At 33.3% G+C, this 18,205-nt stretch carries 6 protein-coding genes, 2 tRNA genes, 3 rRNA genes and 1 pseudogene; 10 read left to right on the top strand and 2 right to left on the bottom strand.

Annotated elements, in window-relative coordinates:
• Nucleotides 1-62: 62 nt before the first annotated feature.
• The 5 genes from H0H42_RS01455 to rrf all read left to right on the top strand — a co-directional run bounded on the left by H0H42_RS01455 (nt 63) and on the right by rrf (nt 4,993).
• A 16S ribosomal RNA gene (locus H0H42_RS01455) occupies nt 63-1,598 on the top strand.
• 97 nt (nt 1,599-1,695) lie between these two features.
• Nucleotides 1,696-1,769: transfer RNA gene (locus tag H0H42_RS01450), tRNA-Ile, on the top strand.
• A 3-nt stretch (nt 1,770-1,772) separates the two neighbouring features.
• Nucleotides 1,773-1,846: transfer RNA gene (locus H0H42_RS01445), tRNA-Ala, on the top strand.
• A 56-nt stretch (nt 1,847-1,902) separates the two neighbouring features.
• A 23S ribosomal RNA gene (locus H0H42_RS01440) occupies nt 1,903-4,816 on the top strand.
• Nucleotides 4,817-4,882: 66 nt separating this feature from the next.
• Nucleotides 4,883-4,993: ribosomal RNA gene (gene rrf, locus H0H42_RS01435) — 5S ribosomal RNA — on the top strand.
• The 16S, 23S and 5S rRNA genes sit together here with 2 tRNA genes alongside, the layout of an rRNA operon.
• Before the next feature lie 63 nt (nt 4,994-5,056).
• Here the strand turns inward: rrf and H0H42_RS01430 are convergent.
• Nucleotides 5,057-6,721, bottom strand: a pseudogene (locus H0H42_RS01430) (ribonucleoside-diphosphate reductase subunit alpha); the annotation flags it as partial.
• Nucleotides 6,722-6,733: 12 nt separating this feature from the next.
• A complete protein-coding gene (gene rpsA / locus H0H42_RS01425) occupies nt 6,734-8,545 on the bottom strand; it encodes a 30S ribosomal protein S1 (RefSeq protein WP_185868299.1) in 1,812 nt (603 codons plus the stop codon).
• A 148-nt stretch (nt 8,546-8,693) separates the two neighbouring features.
• Here rpsA and dnaE point away from each other — a divergent pair, with 148 nt between their 5' ends.
• The 5 genes from dnaE to carA all read left to right on the top strand — a co-directional run bounded on the left by dnaE (nt 8,694) and on the right by carA (nt 18,129).
• Nucleotides 8,694-12,953, top strand: a complete 4,260-nt coding sequence (gene dnaE / locus H0H42_RS01420) for a DNA polymerase III subunit alpha (RefSeq protein ID WP_185868757.1) — start codon at nt 8,694-8,696, stop codon at nt 12,951-12,953.
• Between the two features lie 123 nt (nt 12,954-13,076).
• A complete protein-coding gene (locus H0H42_RS01415; RefSeq protein ID WP_185868298.1) occupies nt 13,077-14,885 on the top strand; it encodes an argininosuccinate synthase domain-containing protein in 1,809 nt (602 codons plus the stop codon).
• Between the two features lie 16 nt (nt 14,886-14,901).
• Nucleotides 14,902-15,882: an N-acetyl-gamma-glutamyl-phosphate reductase gene (argC, locus tag H0H42_RS01410; protein ID WP_185868297.1), complete on the top strand. Its 981-nt coding sequence runs from the start codon at nt 14,902-14,904 to the stop codon at nt 15,880-15,882.
• Nucleotides 15,883-15,896: 14 nt separating this feature from the next.
• Nucleotides 15,897-17,045 carry an aspartate aminotransferase family protein gene (locus H0H42_RS01405; protein ID WP_185868296.1) on the top strand — a complete coding sequence of 383 codons (1,149 nt, stop codon included), beginning with the start codon at nt 15,897-15,899 and terminating at the stop codon, nt 17,043-17,045.
• On the top strand, nt 17,035-18,129 hold the full coding sequence (carA, locus tag H0H42_RS01400) for a glutamine-hydrolyzing carbamoyl-phosphate synthase small subunit (protein ID WP_185868295.1): 1,095 nt from the start codon (nt 17,035-17,037) through the stop codon (nt 18,127-18,129). The genes H0H42_RS01405 and carA overlap by 11 nt, the downstream gene beginning before the upstream one ends.
• Nucleotides 18,130-18,205: the final 76 nt, after the last annotated feature.

Genomic DNA, 18,205 nt, shown 5'->3' with positions numbered 1-18,205 from the left:
AGCTTCTAGACCTGATTGTTAAGGATTTTTTAATAGTATTTTTGTGTATTTGATAATTTTTTACAACGAAGAGTTTGATCCTGGCTCAGGATGAACGCTAGCGGCGGGCCTAACACATGCAAGTCGAGGGGCAGCATGAAATCTACTTTGTAGATTTTGATGGCGACCGGCGAACGGGTGAGTAACACGTACGTAACCTACCTTTTGCTAGAAAATAGCCTGAGGAAACTCGGATTAATATTCTATAGAATGGACAAATCGCATGACTTGTTTATTAAAGCGAAATAGTGCGGCAAAAAATGGGCGTACGTCCGATTAGTTAGTTGGTAGGGTAAATGCCTACCAAGACCATGATCGGTAGGGGGCCTGAGAGGGTGATCCCCCACACTGGTACTGAGATACGGACCAGACTCCTACGGGAGGCAGCAGTGAGGAATATTGGTCAATGGAGGAAACTCTGAACCAGCCACGCCGCGTGCAGGAAGAATGCCTTACGGGTTGTAAACTGCTTTTGTATAGGAATAAAAATTCTTACGAGATAAGAGTTCTGAAGGTACTATACGAATAAGTGTCGGCAAACTCCGTGCCAGCAGCCGCGGTAATACGGAGGACACAAGCGTTATCCGGATTCATTGGGTTTAAAGGGTGCGTAGGCGGTTTGTTAAGTCAGTAGTGAAATATTGCAGCTCAACTGTTAAAAGTGCTATTGATACTGGCATACTAGAGTGAGATTGGAGTAGCCGGAATGTGTGGTGTAGCGGTGAAATGCATAGATATCACACAGAACACCGATCGCGAAGGCAGGTTACTAAGTCTATACTGACGCTGAGGCACGAAAGCGTGGGGAGCAAACAGGATTAGATACCCTGGTAGTCCACGCTGTAAACGATGATCACTAGTTATTGGATTTTTTTCAGTGACCAAGCGAAAGTGATAAGTGATCCACCTGGGGAGTACGGTCGCAAGACTGAAACTCAAAGGAATTGACGGGGGCCCGCACAAGCGGTGGAGCATGTGGTTTAATTCGATGATACGCGAGGAACCTTACCAAGGTTTAAATGTACTACGAATAAATTGGAAACAGTTTAGTCTTCGGACGGAGTACAAGATGCTGCATGGTTGTCGTCAGCTCGTGCCGTGAGGTGTTGGGTTAAGTCCCTCAACGAGCGCAACCCTCATTGTTAGTTGCCAACGAGTCAAGTCGGGGACTCTAACAAAACTGCCGATGCAAGTCGAGAGGAAGGTGGGGATGACGTCAAATCATCACGGCTCTTATACCTTGGGCTACACACGTGCTACAATGGTCGGTACAAAGGGTTGCTACTGGGTGATCAGGAGCTAATCTCTAAAAACCGATCTCAGTTCGGATTGGAGTCTGCAACTCGACTCTATGAAGTTGGAATCGCTAGTAATCGCATATCAGCCATGATGCGGTGAATACGTTCCCGGGCCTTGTACACACCGCCCGTCAAGCCATGGAAGTCGGGGGGACCTGAAATCGGTATCCGTAAAAGGAGCTGCCTAAGGTAAAATCGATAACTGGGGCTAAGTCGTAACAAGGTAGCCGTACCGGAAGGTGCGGCTGGAACATCTCTTTTTTTAGAGTTTTTCTATTAGAAAAGAATTATCAATTCTAGGTATAGAAGCTTTTTATTATTTTTGATAAATTTTTTATTAGAGATTGATTTCTCAATCAGTCTCGTAGCTCAGATGGTTAGAGCGCTACACTGATAATGTAGAGGTCCGCGGTTCAATTCCGCGCGAGACTATTGGGGGAATTAGCTCAGATGGTTAGAGCGCCTGTTTTGCACGCAGGAGGTCATCGGTTCGACTCCGATATTCTCCATTTAATTTTCAATCTAGTTCTTTGACATAATTTAATTTTAATATTGAGGAATGATACAATAAGTTAGGTAAGGGCGTACGGTGGATGCCTTGGCTCTGAGAGGCGAAGAAGGACGTGATAAGCTGCGATAAGCTGTGGGGATTGGCAGATACGAATGGATCCACAGATTTCCGAATGGGAGAACCTATCACATTAGGTGATGTTATTTAATAACGCAAACCTAGAGAACTGAAACATCTTAGTATCTAGAGGAAAAGAAAACAATAGTGATTTCGTTAGTAGTGGCGAGCGAAAACGAAACAGCCTAAACCATTACAGTAATTTGCTGTAATGGGGTTGTAGGTCTACATTTATGGACTTTTGTTTCATAGCGAAATAGATTTGGAAAAATCAACCATAGAAGGTGATAGTCCTGTAAACGAAATGAAACAAATACCTAGTAGTAACCTGATTAGAACGGGACACGTGAAATCTTGTTTGAATCTACCGGGACCATCCGGTAAGGCTAAATACTCCTCAGAGACCGATAGTGAATTAGTACCGTGAGGGAAAGGTGAAAAGTACTCCGAATAGGAGAGTGAAATAGATCCTGAAACCATACGCTTACAATCTGTCGGAGCTCCTTTAAGAGTGACGACGTGCCTTTTGCATAATGAACCTACGAGTTAATTTCTTCGGCAAGGTTAAATAGTTCAGCTATGTAGCCATAGCGAAAGCGAGTTTGAATAGAGCGATTTAGTCGGAGGAATTAGACGCGAAACCGAGTGATCTACCCATGAGCAGGTTGAAGCTGTGGTAACACATAGTGGAGGACCGAACCGGTGGACGTTGAAAAGTCTTCGGATGACTTGTGGGTAGGGGTGAAAGGCCAATCAAACTCGGAGATAGCTCGTACTCCCCGAAATGCATTTAGGTGCAGCATCGTGTAAAATAATACAGAGGTAGAGCTACTGATTGGATGAAGGGGTGTCATACACCTACTAATTCCTGATAAACTCCGAATGCTGTATTATGTTTCACGGTAGTGAGGGCATGGGTGCTAAGGTCCATGTCCAAGAGGGAAACAACCCAGACCATCAGTTAAGGCCCCTAAGTATATGTTAAGTTGATTTAACGAAGTTTAGTTACTTAAACAGCTAGGATGTTAGCTTGGAAGCAGCTATTCATTTAAAGAGTGCGTAACAGCTCACTAGTCTAGTGATTAAGCATGGATAATAATCGGGCATTAAACATATCGCCGAAACTATGGGATTAAAATTTTTTAGGAAATTTTAATCGGTAGGGGAGCATTGTAATGGCGCAGAAGCTGTATTGTGAAATACAGTGGAGCTGCTACAAAAGAAAATGTAGGTATAAGTAACGATAATGTAGGTGAGAAACCTACACACCGAAAAACTAAGGTTTCCTCAGCTATGTTAATCAACTGAGGGTTAGTCGGTACCTAAGATGAAACCGAAAGGTATATTCGATGGAAAACCGGTTGATATTCCGGTACTTGCTTTTATTTTGCGATTTTTCGGGGTAACGGAGGAATGAAACTGTCGCGTACGGACGGAAGTGTACGTTGAAATAGTTAGGTATAGAGCATATTGGAAAATCCGTAAGCTTTGCTGATCTATGATAGTACCATGAACCAATAAATAGGGAATTGGATAGCACAGGTAAGAACTTCCAAGAAAAACCTCTAAGCTTTATAATAAAAGCAATCCGTACCAAAACCGACACAGGTAGTTAAGGAGAGAATCCTAAGGTGCTCGAGTGATTCACGGCTAAGGAACTAGGCAAAATAAACCTGTAACTTAGGGAGAAAGGTTACCTTCTTTTTTAGGAAGGTCGCAGTGAAAAGTTCCAGACGACTGTTTATCAAAAACATAGGACTCTGCTAAATCGAAAGATGATGTATAGGGTCTGATACCTGCCCAGTACTGGAAGGTTAAAGAAGAAGGTTCGCTTTTATAAGCAAAGCTTTTGACTGAAGCCCCAGTAAACGGCGGCCGTAACTATAACGGTCCTAAGGTAGCGAAATTCCTTGTCGGGTAAGTTCCGACCTGCACGAATGGTGTAACGATCTGGAAACTGTCTCGGCCGTGAGCTCGGTGAAATTGTAATATCGGTGAAGATGCCGATTACTCGCAATGGGACGAAAAGACCCTGTGAACCTTTACTATAGCTTCGTATTGATTTTGATTAAAAAATGTGTAGGATAGGTGGGAAACTGTGAATCATCATCGTCAGTTGGTGTGGAGTTGTCCTTGAAATACCACCCTTTTTTTAATTGAAATCTAACTCAACTGTAGAAAGTTGAGGACACTGCGTGGTGGGTAGTTTGACTGGGGTGGTCGCCTCCAAAAAAGTAACGGAGGCTTCCAAAGGTACCCTCAACACGTTTGGTAATCGTGTGTAGAGTGTAATGGCATAAGGGTGCTTGACTGTGAGACTTACAAGTCGATCAGGTACGAAAGTAGGGCATAGTGATCCGGTGGTTCCGCATGGAAGGGCCATCGCTCAAAGGATAAAAGGTACTCCGGGGATAACAGGCTAGTCTCCCCCAAGAGCTCACATCGACGGGGAGGTTCGGCACCTCGATGTCGGCTCGTCACATCCTGGGGCTGAAGAAGGTCCCAAGGGTTGGGCTGTTCGCCCATTAAAGTGGCACGCGAGCTGGGTTCAGAACGTCGTGAGACAGTTCGGTCTCTATCTATTGCGAGCGTTAGAAGCTTGAGTGGACCTGATTCTAGTACGAGAGGACCGAATCGGACGAACCTATGGTCTATCAGTTGTATCGCCAGATGCAGCGCTGAGTAGCTATGTTCGGAAGAGATAAGCACTGAAAGCATATAAGTGCGAAGCTCACCACAAGATTAGGCTTCTTTATAAAGGGTCGTTGAAGATTACAACGTTGATAGGCTATAAGTGTAAAGACAGTAATGTCATAGCTGAGTAGTACTAATTACCCGTAGACTTTTTGTACATTCCTCATTTTTTTTATTAAACTATGTATTTATTATTATTTTTAAATAACTGTTTTTAAATAACATGGGTGGTTATAGCAATGTGGCCCCACCTCTTACCATTCCGAACAGAGAAGTGAAACACATTAGCGCTGATGGTACTGGATTATTCTGGAAGAGTAAGTCGCCGCCCTTTCTCTTTTTTATGATTATTTTTTTTTATCCATTGATATTTACATTTTGTATCTGCACGTAGAATACTATCACTTCTATAATAATAGAGACTTTTCAATCCTATTCTCCATGCTTCAATATGAACTTGATTAATATATCTTGATGGAGTATTATGATAAAATGCAAGACTTATACTTTGTCCTTGATCGAGATATTTTTGTCTTATACTTGCTTGTCTTACCAATTCTAATTGATCTATTTCTTTAAAACATCTAAAAATATTTTTTTGTTTTTCGCTAAGAATTTTATCTTTTAATCCAAGACATGATCCTTTTTCGTTTGCTATTTGTTCCCATACTTCAGAAACATTATATCCATTCTTGATAAGAACTTTTTCTAGATAAGAATTTTTTCTTATATGCATTCCTTTTGAATCATCATCAACATAAATGTTTGCAGCTAATGGCTCTATCCCTTGAGAAATTCCTCCTGCTAATTTTGCAGAACTCCTATTAGGAGCAATAGCCATCAATGTTAAATTTCTTTTTCCAGTACCTGAATTCCATTCTGATTCTCCATACTCTTTTGCTAAAAACTTGGTTGCTTTTTGTGATTCTTTTCGAATATTTCCAAATATTTTATGTGTTAAAATTCTTGATTGATGAGATATAAAAGGAATCATATTGGATTGTAAATATGTGTGCCATCCTAAAGTACCTAATCCCAATGCACGACTTTTTTCAGCAAATCGTACAGCATCTTCTATTCCCTTAATATTTTTTCCTTTATCAATGAATTCTTGTAAAGCCGCATCCAAAAATAATATAGAATAAAAAACAGTTTTTGTATTTTTCCATTCTTCATATTTATGTAAGTTCAGAGAGGATAAACAACATACAAGAGTATGATTTTCATTTGTTGGAAGCATAATTTCTGAACAAAGATTACTGTGATATATTTTTAATCCATATCTCTTCCAATGTTCTGGAATGTTCTGATTCGCATTTCCTTGAAAAAAAATATATGGTTCTCCAGTGGTTACTCTTTCTTTTAAAGTATTAATCCATAATTCTTTTTTTTCTTCGTCATGTGCTAATAATTTTTTCATGAATGAATTAGATATAATAACTCCTTGATGAATATTATGACATTGACGATTAATATCTCCCTTAGGTTCTCTTATTTTTAAAAATTCTGGGTATTCTTCATGTTCTATGTTTAAATAAATTGCTACAGCTCCTCTTCTTGTTCTTCCTTGTTTACTTGCAAGAATTGTACTATCATAAGATTTTATGAAAGGAATGATTCCATCAGATCTTCCCAATGTTCCATTTTTGATAGGACTTCCAATCGATCGAATTAAACTAAAATCATAAGCAGTCCCTCCTCCATGTTTACTAAGAATTGCCATTTCTAAATTTTTACGATAGATTTCATACATACTATCTCCGACTCTGCTTGAAAAACAACTGATAGGAAGTCCCTTTTCTGTTCCAAAATTAACCATAACTGGAGTGGAAGGAATTAACCATCCCATCCAAAAAATATGAAAAAAATTCTTTTCTATATGAGGATTTCTAAGAATTTTAGAGGCATTCCTTGCCAATCTTTTATAAGCACCATAAGGTGTCTCCCCATCTAATAAGTATCCACCTTTAATTGTTGTTAAATACAATTCATTATTTCCCCAGATAGGATAGTCGATACCTACTTTCCATCCTTCTTTTTCCGCAATAGGGTGTGTTACCATGATAATTAATAGCTATTTATTTTTTTCCTTTTCAATTTTTTCTTTTAATCTTACTAATCCTTCAAGATCTCCTAAAGTAGATCGTTCAAATTTTCTATTTCGTACACGTTGATCTTTTTTATGTTCTTTATCTCTATAAGTAGAAGTATGAGAAATAATAATTTTTTTGTTGTCTTTATTAAATTCTAGAACTCTAAAACTAGATGTTTCTCCTTTTTTTAAAAAGGTTCCATCTTTTTTTTCTAAAAACCTCATTGGAACAAAAGCATCCAAGAAATGATTATCAACAAATTGAACATGAGCTCCTTTATCAAAAATATTCGAAATCTGACCTTTATGAATACTTCCAATAAAATAAATACTTTCGTACTTTTTCCATGGATTTTCTTTTAATTGTTTATGTCCTAAAATTAATCTTCTTGTTTGAGAATCTAATGAAAGAACAACTACCTCCAATTTACTATTGATGTTACAAAATTCAGAAGGATGTTTGATTTTCTTTGTCCATGAAAAATCATGAGTATATAAAATTCCATAGATACCTTCTTCTAATTCTACAACGACTCCAAAATTGGTAAATTTTTTTACAGTTCCAAAATGCTTGGACCCTACAGAATATTTATTATGAATATCTTTCCAAGGATCTTGAGTGAGTTGTCGCATACTCAAAGACATTTTTCGTTCCTTGCGATCTATCGTTAAGATCATTGCTTCAATTTTATCTCCAACTTTTACAAAATCTTTTGTAGAAGATAAGTCAGAAGACCAAGACATTTCACTGATATGAAGCAAGGCTTCTACACCTGGAATAATTTCAATAAAAGCTCCATAATCAGCTAAAACACTGACTTTTCCATTAACCTTACTTCCTATTTTTAATGCATTATCTAATGAATCCCAAGGATGAGGTTGTAATTGTTTTAATCCTAACTGGATACGATTTTTTTCTTTATCTACTCCTAATACAACAAATTTTAACTGTTGTTCTAATTGGACGACTTCTGTCGGATGATTAATATGTGGCCAACTCATATCGGTAATATGAAGTAAAGCATCAACCCCTCCTAAATCAACAAAGGCACCATAAGGAAGAATATTTTTGATTTTTCCTTCTAAAACTTGTCCTTTATCTAGTTTGGAAATCATTTCTTTTTTTTGTTCTTCTATATCTTTTTCTATTAATACTTTATGTGAAACAACAACGTTTTTTGTTTTTTGATTAATTTTTACTACTTTTATTTCCATAGTTTTTCCAACATATGTATCATAATCTCGTACAGGTTTTACATTAATATGTGATCCAGGTAAAAAACATTCAATTTCAAAAACTTCCACAATAAGACCTCCTTTCGTTCTGGCAGATACATATCCTAATATCACTTCAGAATTATTATAAGCGTTATTAATTTTTTCCCAATTTCTTAACATTTTTGCTTTTTGATAGGAAAGAAGACATTGTCCTTTATAATCAATTTTCTCGACCATGACTTCTAAATGATCTCCAACCTTAATGGAAAGATTCTCTTTAAATTCACTCATAGGGATAATTCCTTCTGCTTTAAATCCAAAGTCTACAAGTACCGTTTTAGTATGTATACTAATTATTTTTCCACCGTATATCTCTAACTCTTGAACATCTGGTAATGTTTTTACATATATTTCTTCATATTTTTTTCTTTTTTGTTCCCTTTCTTGACGTATGAATGATTCATCATATTTCGTCCAATCGAAATTTGTTTCAAGATCATCCGTTTCTTTTATAGATTCATTGAAATGGTGATGAGACGTTTGCTGTGTTATTATTTTTTCGTTTTGATTAGACATAGTTATTTATATTAATTAATTTTCGTTATGATGATGAACAGGTATCATACAATAAAATATGATAATTGTTTTCCGAACATATGAAAAAAAGTATTACAAAACTAATAATTTTTTTAGTAACTTTTCTACTGAAAATTTAAATAAAATAATGTACCTCATTGTTGATACAGAAACAACAGGATTACCTCCATCTTATCAAATTTCCTGTTCCAATATTGATGAATGGCCAAGATTAGTACAGTGTGCTTGGCAAGTACATGATGTAATGGGGAATTTAATAGAATTTGAAAATTTTATTATCAAACCGGATCACTATGAAATTCCTTTTAATGCATTTAAAATTCATGGAATTACTAATGAGATCGCTTATCAATATGGTGTGAATATAGACCTTGTTCTTTCTAAACTGAATCAATGTTTTGATACATATGCATGTATTATTGGACATAATTTAGAATTTGACTTAAAAATTCTCGAATCCGAGTTCTTTAGAAAAAAACAAAATGTTTTTCCTTTAAGAAAAAAAAAGTTTTTAGATACAAAATTATTTTCTGTATCCTATTGTGGTTTGATAGGAAAAGGAAAACGATATAAGTGGCCTACATTATCAGAATTATACCACAAACTTTTTCAAGAAAATTTTATCCAATCACATAATGCGTCTAATGATGTGAAAGCAACATCTCGTTGTTTTTTAGAATTATTACGTATTGGAATTATTTCATCTAAAGATATTGGAATAAAGGCCCATTTCATTTATAATTTTCAAAAAAAGTATAGGAATACTATTCCAAAATCTTTAGTATCGTTTGTCAATGAAAATGAACAGAAAAAAAAAATCATATATCAAAAGAATAAGAATAGGAAGATAAATATGATAAAAAGTAAAAGGTACTCTCATATTCATAATCATACTCATTTTTCTATTTTATATTCAACTATAAATATTAAATCTTTAATTAGTCAAGCTTTACATTACAATATGCCTGCTGTGGGGATTACAGATTATGGAAACATGATGGGATCATTTTATTTTCTGAATGCTATTCATTCCATAAATACAAAATATTATCCTAATAAAAAAATTAAAGGAATTGTTGGATGCGAGATGTTTATTTCCGAAAATCATGTTATTAAAAAATTTACCAAAGAATATCCAGACAAGAGATATCCTCAAGTTTTTTTATCGAAAAACAAACAAGGGTATAAAAATTTATCTAAACTTTGTTCTTTGGGATTTATAGAAGGATTATATTCAGGAATTCCTAGAATTGATAGAAAATTAATAGAAAAATATAAAGATCAACTTATTGCTCTTACAGGAGATATTCATGCGGAAATTCCTCATACCATTCTCAATGAGGGAGAAAAAAAAGCAGAAAAAAAATTTTTGTGGTGGAAAGAATTGTTTGGAGATAACTTTTATATCGAATTACTTCGTCATGGATTAGAAGAAGAAGATTATGTTAATGATATTTTGTTAAAATTTTCAAATAGGTATAGCGTAAAATATATTGTACAGAATAATGTATTTTATTTAAATCAAGAAGAAGCACCAGCACAGGATATTTTACTGTGCATAAAAAATGGAGAAAAACAATCGACTCCGATAGGAAAAGGAATGGGGTATAGGTTCGGATTTCCGAATCATGAATTTTATTTTAAAAGTGTCCAACAAATGAATCATTTGTTTTCAGATGTTCCCGAAGCGTTTGATTTTTTAGATGAATTGATCGAAAAAATTGAATGTTACCATATTTCCAAACACATGTTGCTTCCAACATTTCAAATTCCTACATCTATTAGAAGAATCATAGGGAATGAAACACCTGCATATGATGAAAATGATTTCTTGAAAAAGACCACTTATGATGGAGCAAAAAAACGTTATAAACCTATTACAAAAACAGTAAAAGATAGAATAGGGTTTGAATTAAGAATTATTGAAAAAATTGGATATCCTGGATATTTTCTGATTGTAAAAAATATTATTGATCAAGCGAAGAAAATGAATATATCAGTAGGTCCCGGAAGAGGATCAGTTGCAGGTTCTGTTGTAGCTTACTGTCTCGGTATTACGGAAATAGATCCAATAAAATATAATTTGTTATTTGAACGATTTTTGAATCCAGATCGAATTTCATTGCCAGATATTGATATTGATTTTGATGATGTTGGTAGAGAAAAAATTATAGAATGGGTTGTTCAACAGTATGGAAAAAATCAAGTATCTCAGATTATTACCTATGCCACCATGGGTGCCAAATCTTCCATAAGAGATGTAGGACGTGTATTAGGGGTTCCTTTAAAAAATATTGATAATATTACCAAAATGATTCCCTATTCTCTTTCTTTGAAAACTCTTTTTTCGAACGAATTTCCGTTGGAAAAAATGAAAAAGGAAGAAAAAAAAAATATACATGAATTAAGAAAAGAAATAAAAAATCCGTCCAGTTTATTAGGTGAAGTTTTAAGGAAAGCAAAAATGTTAGAAGGAACTATCCGTAGTACTGGAATTCATGCTTGTGGAATTATAATAAGTCCGAATGATATTACAGAATATGTTCCTGTTGCAATGACGAAAGAGTCTAATTTATTAATTACTCAATATGATAATCATGTGGTGGAACACATGGGATTATTGAAAATGGATTTATTAGGATTGAAAACGTTAACAATTATTAAGGATACGATAAAACATATTCAAAAACATACAAACGTTCAAAACATTAAATTTTCTTTAACAGATCAAAAAACTTATCATCTTTTTCAAAAAGGAGAAACCATTGGTATTTTTCAATACGAATCTACAGGAATGCGAAAGTATCTTAGAAAATTACAACCTGATAAATTTGAGGATTTAATTGCTATGAATGCCTTATACCGACCCGGTCCAATGCAGTACATTCCGAATTTTATAGATAGAAAACATGGAAAGGAACTCATTCATTATGACCTTCCAGAAATGGAAGAATTTTTAAAAGAAACATATGGAATTACAATATATCAAGAACAAGTAATGTTAATTGCTCAAAAAATATCTGAATTTAGCAAAGGTGATGCTGACGTACTTCGTAAAGCAATGGGTAAAAAACAAAAGGATATTCTTTTCAAGATGAAAAATCGATTTATTTCTCAGTCGAGAAGGAAAGGATATAAAAAGAAAATTATTGAAAAAATATGGAGGGATTGGGAACATTTTTCTTGTTATGCTTTTAATAAATCTCATGCTACATGTTATTCTTACATTGCTTTTCAAACCGCTTATTTAAAAGCGCATTTTCCATGCGAATTTATGGCTTCGGTATTAAGTCATAACATGAACAATATTAAGCAAATGACCTTTTTTATAGAGGAATGCAGAAGAATCGGAATTTCTGTCATTGCTCCTGATATCAATGAAAGTCTCTCTTTTTTTAGAGTGAAGAGTATGAATTGTATTCAATTTGGTCTTGCTGGAATTAAAGGGATTGGAAAAAATGCGGTAAAAATTATTCTTGATGAAAGAATCAAAAATGGAAATTTTTCTTCGATTTTTGATTTCGTCAAACGAGTGGATTTACGTGTTGTGAATAAAAAATCGATGGAAAGTTTGATTCTTTCGGGATCTTTGGATTGTTTTCATATAGAAAGGGAACAATATTTTTACATCCAAGATGGAGAAAAATTAAGCACTTTAGAAAAGATCATCCAATTTTCCTCAAAAAATCGTAAAGTAAAAACTCATTTGGAGGTCCCAGTTTTTTCAAGAAAAGGAATTCGATGGAATAACATGGAAAAATTGTCCAAAGAAAAGGAAGTATTAGGGATTTACGCAACATCTCATCCTTTAGATGAGTACGTTTATGAAATCAAATATCTTACAAATTCTAACATCAAAAAATTAAACCATCAAGAATATCCGATCAATGGAAAAAAATTATATGTTCATGGAATTTTATCTCATATTGAAAAGAAAAATGATCATGGAATACAATATGGAATTTTTCAATTAGAAGATTCTTTTGATTCCAAAGAATTCCGAATTTACGGAGATACATATAAAAAATACGAACCGCTACTGTATAAAAATAATATATTGTATTTGTGTCTATCTCTAGAAAAATCAAAACAAAACGATTCTAAAATCAATATTATACATATTGAAAATATGAAAGATGTTTTGAACAATTTAGTAAGAAAGTTAATTATCAAAATTAATGTGAATCATTTAAATAGCGTATTGATTAATCATGTCGAAGAAGTGTTATGTAAGCAAGTCGGTGATAAAGATGTAGAATTTTTTCTTTATGAAGAAGAAAACAAAACATTCTTAAATTTTCGATCAAAAAAATATAAAGTGAGAATGGACGATAATTTATTCAGAAAATTAGAGAAGATCAAAGGATTAGATTTTTATTTAAATTAATCGTGAAATAAAAAGACTTTATTAAATTTGTATTAAAAAAAATATATGAAGTCTAAATATGATCAATCATTCTATCACGGAAAGGAAACATTTTTTAATTAGTTAGGTATTTTTTTGACGAACATGAACATCAAAGTACGCGTTTCTCATGAGAGAGATACCAAATATGCCTCTATAATTTGTCAGAAAATCCATGAATCAGCCCTTATTAGGGGTACTGGAATAGCGAAAAAGGATCCAGAACAGATCAAAGCTTCCATGGTTCATGGAAATGCTATTATTGCTTTTTATAATGAAAGTTTAGCGGGATTTAGTTATATTGATGTTTTTCAAAATAAAGAGTTCATTGTCAATTCCGGTTTAATTGTATTTCCGGAATTTAGAAAAAAAGGGTTGGCAAAAATTATAAAAATTGAGATATTTAGACTTTCTCGAAAAAAATTTCCCAATTCCAAGATTTTTAGTATCACCACAAATAATACGGTGATAAGAATTAATACAGATTTAGGATTTAAACCAGTTTCTTTTAGTGAATTAACGCAGTCGGAATCCTTTTGGAAAGGATGTCAAAGTTGTTCAAATTTTGATATTTTAATGAGAAATAGGAGAAAGATGTGTTTATGTACAGGTCTTTTATATCAACCAAAAAATAAAACCAAAAAAATGGACAAACGTAGAGAAAAAGATATGTATAACAAAACAATTCAAAAAAAAAATCAAGAATTATATCCAGGAGATAAAATTGTTTTAGCTTATAGTGGAGGATTAGATACTTCATTTTGTCTAAAATATCTTCTGAAAAAAGAGTATGAAGTGCATACGGTTATTGTAAATACGGGAGGATTTACGCAAGAAGATTTGAGAATTATAGAAAAAAGATCTTTAAGGATCGGATCGTCATCTCATAAAACGATTGAAGCAATCGAAGAATATTATCAAAATTGTATTAAATATCTTATATTTGGCAATATTTTAAGAAGCAATAGTTATCCGTTATCTGTCGGTTCTGAACGAATTTTTCAAGCTATTAAAATTGCAAAACATGCTCGATTCCTTAAAGCTAAAGCGATTGCTCATGGAAGTACTGGTGCAGGAAATGACCAAGTGAGGTTTGATATTGCATTTCAAATTATCTGTCCCGATACCATCACTTTATCTCCTATAAGAGATATGAGAATATCTAGACAAGAAGAACTCCAATATTTAAAGGAACAAGGAATTCCTAATTGTTGGGATCATTTTGAATATTCTATTAATCAAGGAATTTGGGGGACGAGTATTGGTGGAAAAGAAACACTAAATTCTCATGATGAATTTCCGGAAGAAGCATATCCAACAAAGTTAAAAAAAAATATTCGGGAAAATTTAGAATTGGAATTTGAAAAAGGAGAATTAGTCGGGGTGAATAAAGAAAAAGGAAATGCTGTAGATAATATCATAAAAATTGGAAAAATAGCTTCTGCATTTGCGATTGGAAGAGATGTTCATATAGGAGATACAATTTTAGGAATTAAAGGACGAGTGGCTTTTGAAGCCTCTGCAGCCATTATTATCATTAAAGCACATCATTTATTGGAAAAACACATTCTCACGAAATGGCAATTGTATTGGAAAGAACAATTATCTAATTGGTATGGAATGCTCATTCATGAAGCACAATATTTAGATCCGGTCATGCGTGACATAGAAAAATTTTTGAAAAGTACACAAAAACGATTAAATGGAACTGTGAATCTGGTCCTTTATCCTTATAGATTTCATTTAGTTGGAGTCAAATCAAAATTTGATTTAATGTCCTCTTCCCATGTAGCAGATTATGGGGAAATGAATTATGCTTGGAATGGAGAAGATGTAAAAGGATTTACAAAAATTTTGAGCAATCAAATGAAGATCTATTACAGTTTGAATTATGAAGATATAATGTTGAAATGATGATGAATTATTTATTATGATTGAAGTGGGAATTGTAGGAGGAACAGGATATACAGCAGGAGAATTAATGAGGTTAATTCTCCATCATCCCAAGGTAAGGATTAAAGAGGTAGTTAGTAGTAGTCATCCTGGGGAATTAGTTCATCTTTTTCATCAGGATTTATTGGGAGAGATCGATCACGTCAAGTTTTCTCGTCATCTCAGTGATGGAATAGATGTGGTGTTTCTTTGTTTAGGACATGGAAATGCTCGAAGTTGTTTAACAAATATCAACCTCAATGATCAAACAAAAGTCATTGATCTCAGTCAAGATTTCAGAAGTATGAAACATGCATATTTTCGAAATAGAAGTTTTATCTATGGATTGCCAGAATTACAAAAAGAATTAATAAAAGAATCTATGAATATTGCAAATCCTGGATGTTTTGCCACATCCATTCTCTTAGCACTTTTGCCATTAGCTAAACATAAATTATTGAAATATGATATTCATATTAGTGCGATAACTGGATCGACTGGTTCTGGAAAAAATCCTATTGATACGACACATTTTAGTTGGAGAAATAATAATATTTCTGCTTACAAAGTTTTTATGCATCAACATTTGAAGGAAGTGAGACAAGTTCTTTATCAAGAACAGAAAAATTTGTGTTCAGATATTTATTTTGTTCCTTATAGGGGAAACTTTTCTAGAGGAATATTGACAACACTATATACTCCTTCTTTCATTTCTTTAGAAGAAACGCAAGAAATGTATAAGGAATATTATAAGGATCATCCATTTGTATATCTTTCCGAGATTAATATTGATATGAAACAAGTCATCAATACGAATAAATGTATTTTATATCTTATGAAAGAGAAACAACGGATTATTATTGTAAGTATTATAGATAATCTCATTAAAGGAGCTTCTGGTCAAGCTATTCAAAATATGAATTTGATGTTTAATATAGAAGAAACTTGTGGATTAATATTAAAATCCATTCGTTTTTGAATGAAAAGAAAAAAATGGAATTATTTAATGTCTATCCAATTTTAAATATTGAGATCCATAAGGGATTAGGAGTATATGTATTTGATAGAAAAGGAAATAAATATTTAGATTTTTATGGTGGACATGCGGTGATTTCCGTAGGACATGGACATCCATATTATAATCAATCTCTTACAAATCAGATTGAAAAAATAGTTTATTATTCCAACAGTATCGTAATCGATCAAAAACGTAAACTGGCAAATCTTTTAGGGAAAGTTTCAGGATATGAAGATTATTCTCTTTTTATTTGTAATTCTGGAACAGAAGCAAATGAAAATGCATTAAAAATTGCATCTTTTCATTCAGGAAACAAGAAAGTTATTGCTTTTAAAGGATCCTTTCATGGAAGAACAAGTGGAAGTGTATCCATAACAGATAACTATAAAATTGTCTCTCCTTTTGATTCTCAACATCAAACGTTATTTGTCGATTATAAAAATCTAGATAGAATCGAATCGTTATTGAAAAATGGAGATATTTGTGCTGTTATTACGGAAGGAATCCAGGGATTGTCTGGAATTATAGATCCAGGAAGGGATTTTTTTTGTAAAATTGCAACCCTTTGCCATAAATATAATACTATATTGATTGTTGATGAAGTACAAAGTGGATATGGAAGAACAGGAAATTTTTTCTCTCATCAATTATACAATATTCAACCAGACTTAATTACAGTTGCGAAAGGAATGGGAAATGGATACCCGATAGGAGGGGTATTGATTCATCCTAAGTTTTGTCCATATTATGGAATGTTAGGTACTACTTTTGGAGGAAATCATTTGGCTTGTGTTGCAGGAATTTCTGTGTTAACAATTATTCAACAAGAAAATTTAATAAAGAATGCAAAAATCATGGGGGGATTGCTTATACAAGAAATGTCTTCCATTCCTGAAATTAAGGAAATAAGGGGAAGAGGATTGATGTTAGGAATCGAGTTTAATTTTCCTATTGAAAAAATCAAAAATATTCTCATTTATGGAGAACGAGTATTTGTTGGAATCTCTAATAATCCATATGTATTGCGATTATTACCTCCATTGAACATTCAAACGAAGCATGTGAAATTGTTTGTGAATAAATTAAAAAATGCTCTTTTGCATATCAAAAAACATGGAAAATAATATAAAAAAAAAGGGGATACTAGTTCTTGAAGATGGTACAAAATATGAAGCATGTCATTTTGGAGCACCCAAATCATCTGCAGGAGAAGTGGTTTTCAATACATCTATGACGGGATATACGGAAAGTCTCACTGATCCCTCTTATAATGGTCAAATATTAACGTATACTTATCCTATCATAGGAAACTATGGCGTACCATCATTGTCGTATGATAAAGCATCTATTATCAAATTTTATGAATCGAATAGAATTCAAGTTTCTGGACTGATTATTTCTTATTATTCTGATCGACCATATCATTGGAATATGAGCCAATCTTTATCCGATTGGTTATGGAAACATAATGTTCCTGGATTATATGGAGTAGATACTCGATTTCTCGCAAAAAAATTGAGAGATCAAGGAGGGTCTCTGCTAGGAAAAATTCTGATAGGAAACGAACGAGTTCCTTTTTATGATCCCAACAAAAATCTCCTTTCCGAGAAAGTTTCTATAAAAGAAAAAATGATATATGGAAATGGAAAATACAAGGTATTACTTGTCGATTTTGGATTAAAAAATAATATCTTACGATGTCTTTTACAAAGGGATTGTACTATTATCAGAGTTCCATGGAATTATGATTTTACTCGAGAAAAATACGATGGGTTGTTGATTTCGAATGGACCAGGAAATCCTGAGATTTATCAAAAACCTATCCATTATATTCGAAATTCTATAGAAAAAGAAATTCCTATATTTGGAATATGTTTAGGAAATCAGCTATTAGGAATTGCGGCAGGAGGAACCACTTATAAATTGAAGTATGCACATAGAAGTCACAATCAACCTGTTATTTTCCTAAAAAATGGAAAAAGTTATATTACTTCTCAAAATCATGGATATGTATTGAATACGCATTCTTTGTCAAGTGAATGGAAAATATTGTTCAAAAATTTAAATGATGATACGTGTGAAGGAATCATTCATGAGAGAAAACCCTTTTTTTCTGTTCAATTTCATCCGGAAGCTTCAAGTGGTCCGACAGATACCGAATTTTTATTCGATCTTTTTATCAAGTCAATGGTTCAAAAAAACAATTAAATGATTCATTATCATCATCAATAAATCAAATAATAACACAAAAATTATAAAGAATCTTTCAACAAGAATATAGTAT

The sequence above is a fragment of the Blattabacterium cuenoti genome (assembly GCF_014252275.1).
In the GTDB taxonomy this organism is placed as follows: domain Bacteria; phylum Bacteroidota; class Bacteroidia; order Flavobacteriales; family Blattabacteriaceae; genus Blattabacterium; species Blattabacterium cuenoti_O.
This window is presented reverse-complemented; position numbering and strand designations above follow the sequence as displayed.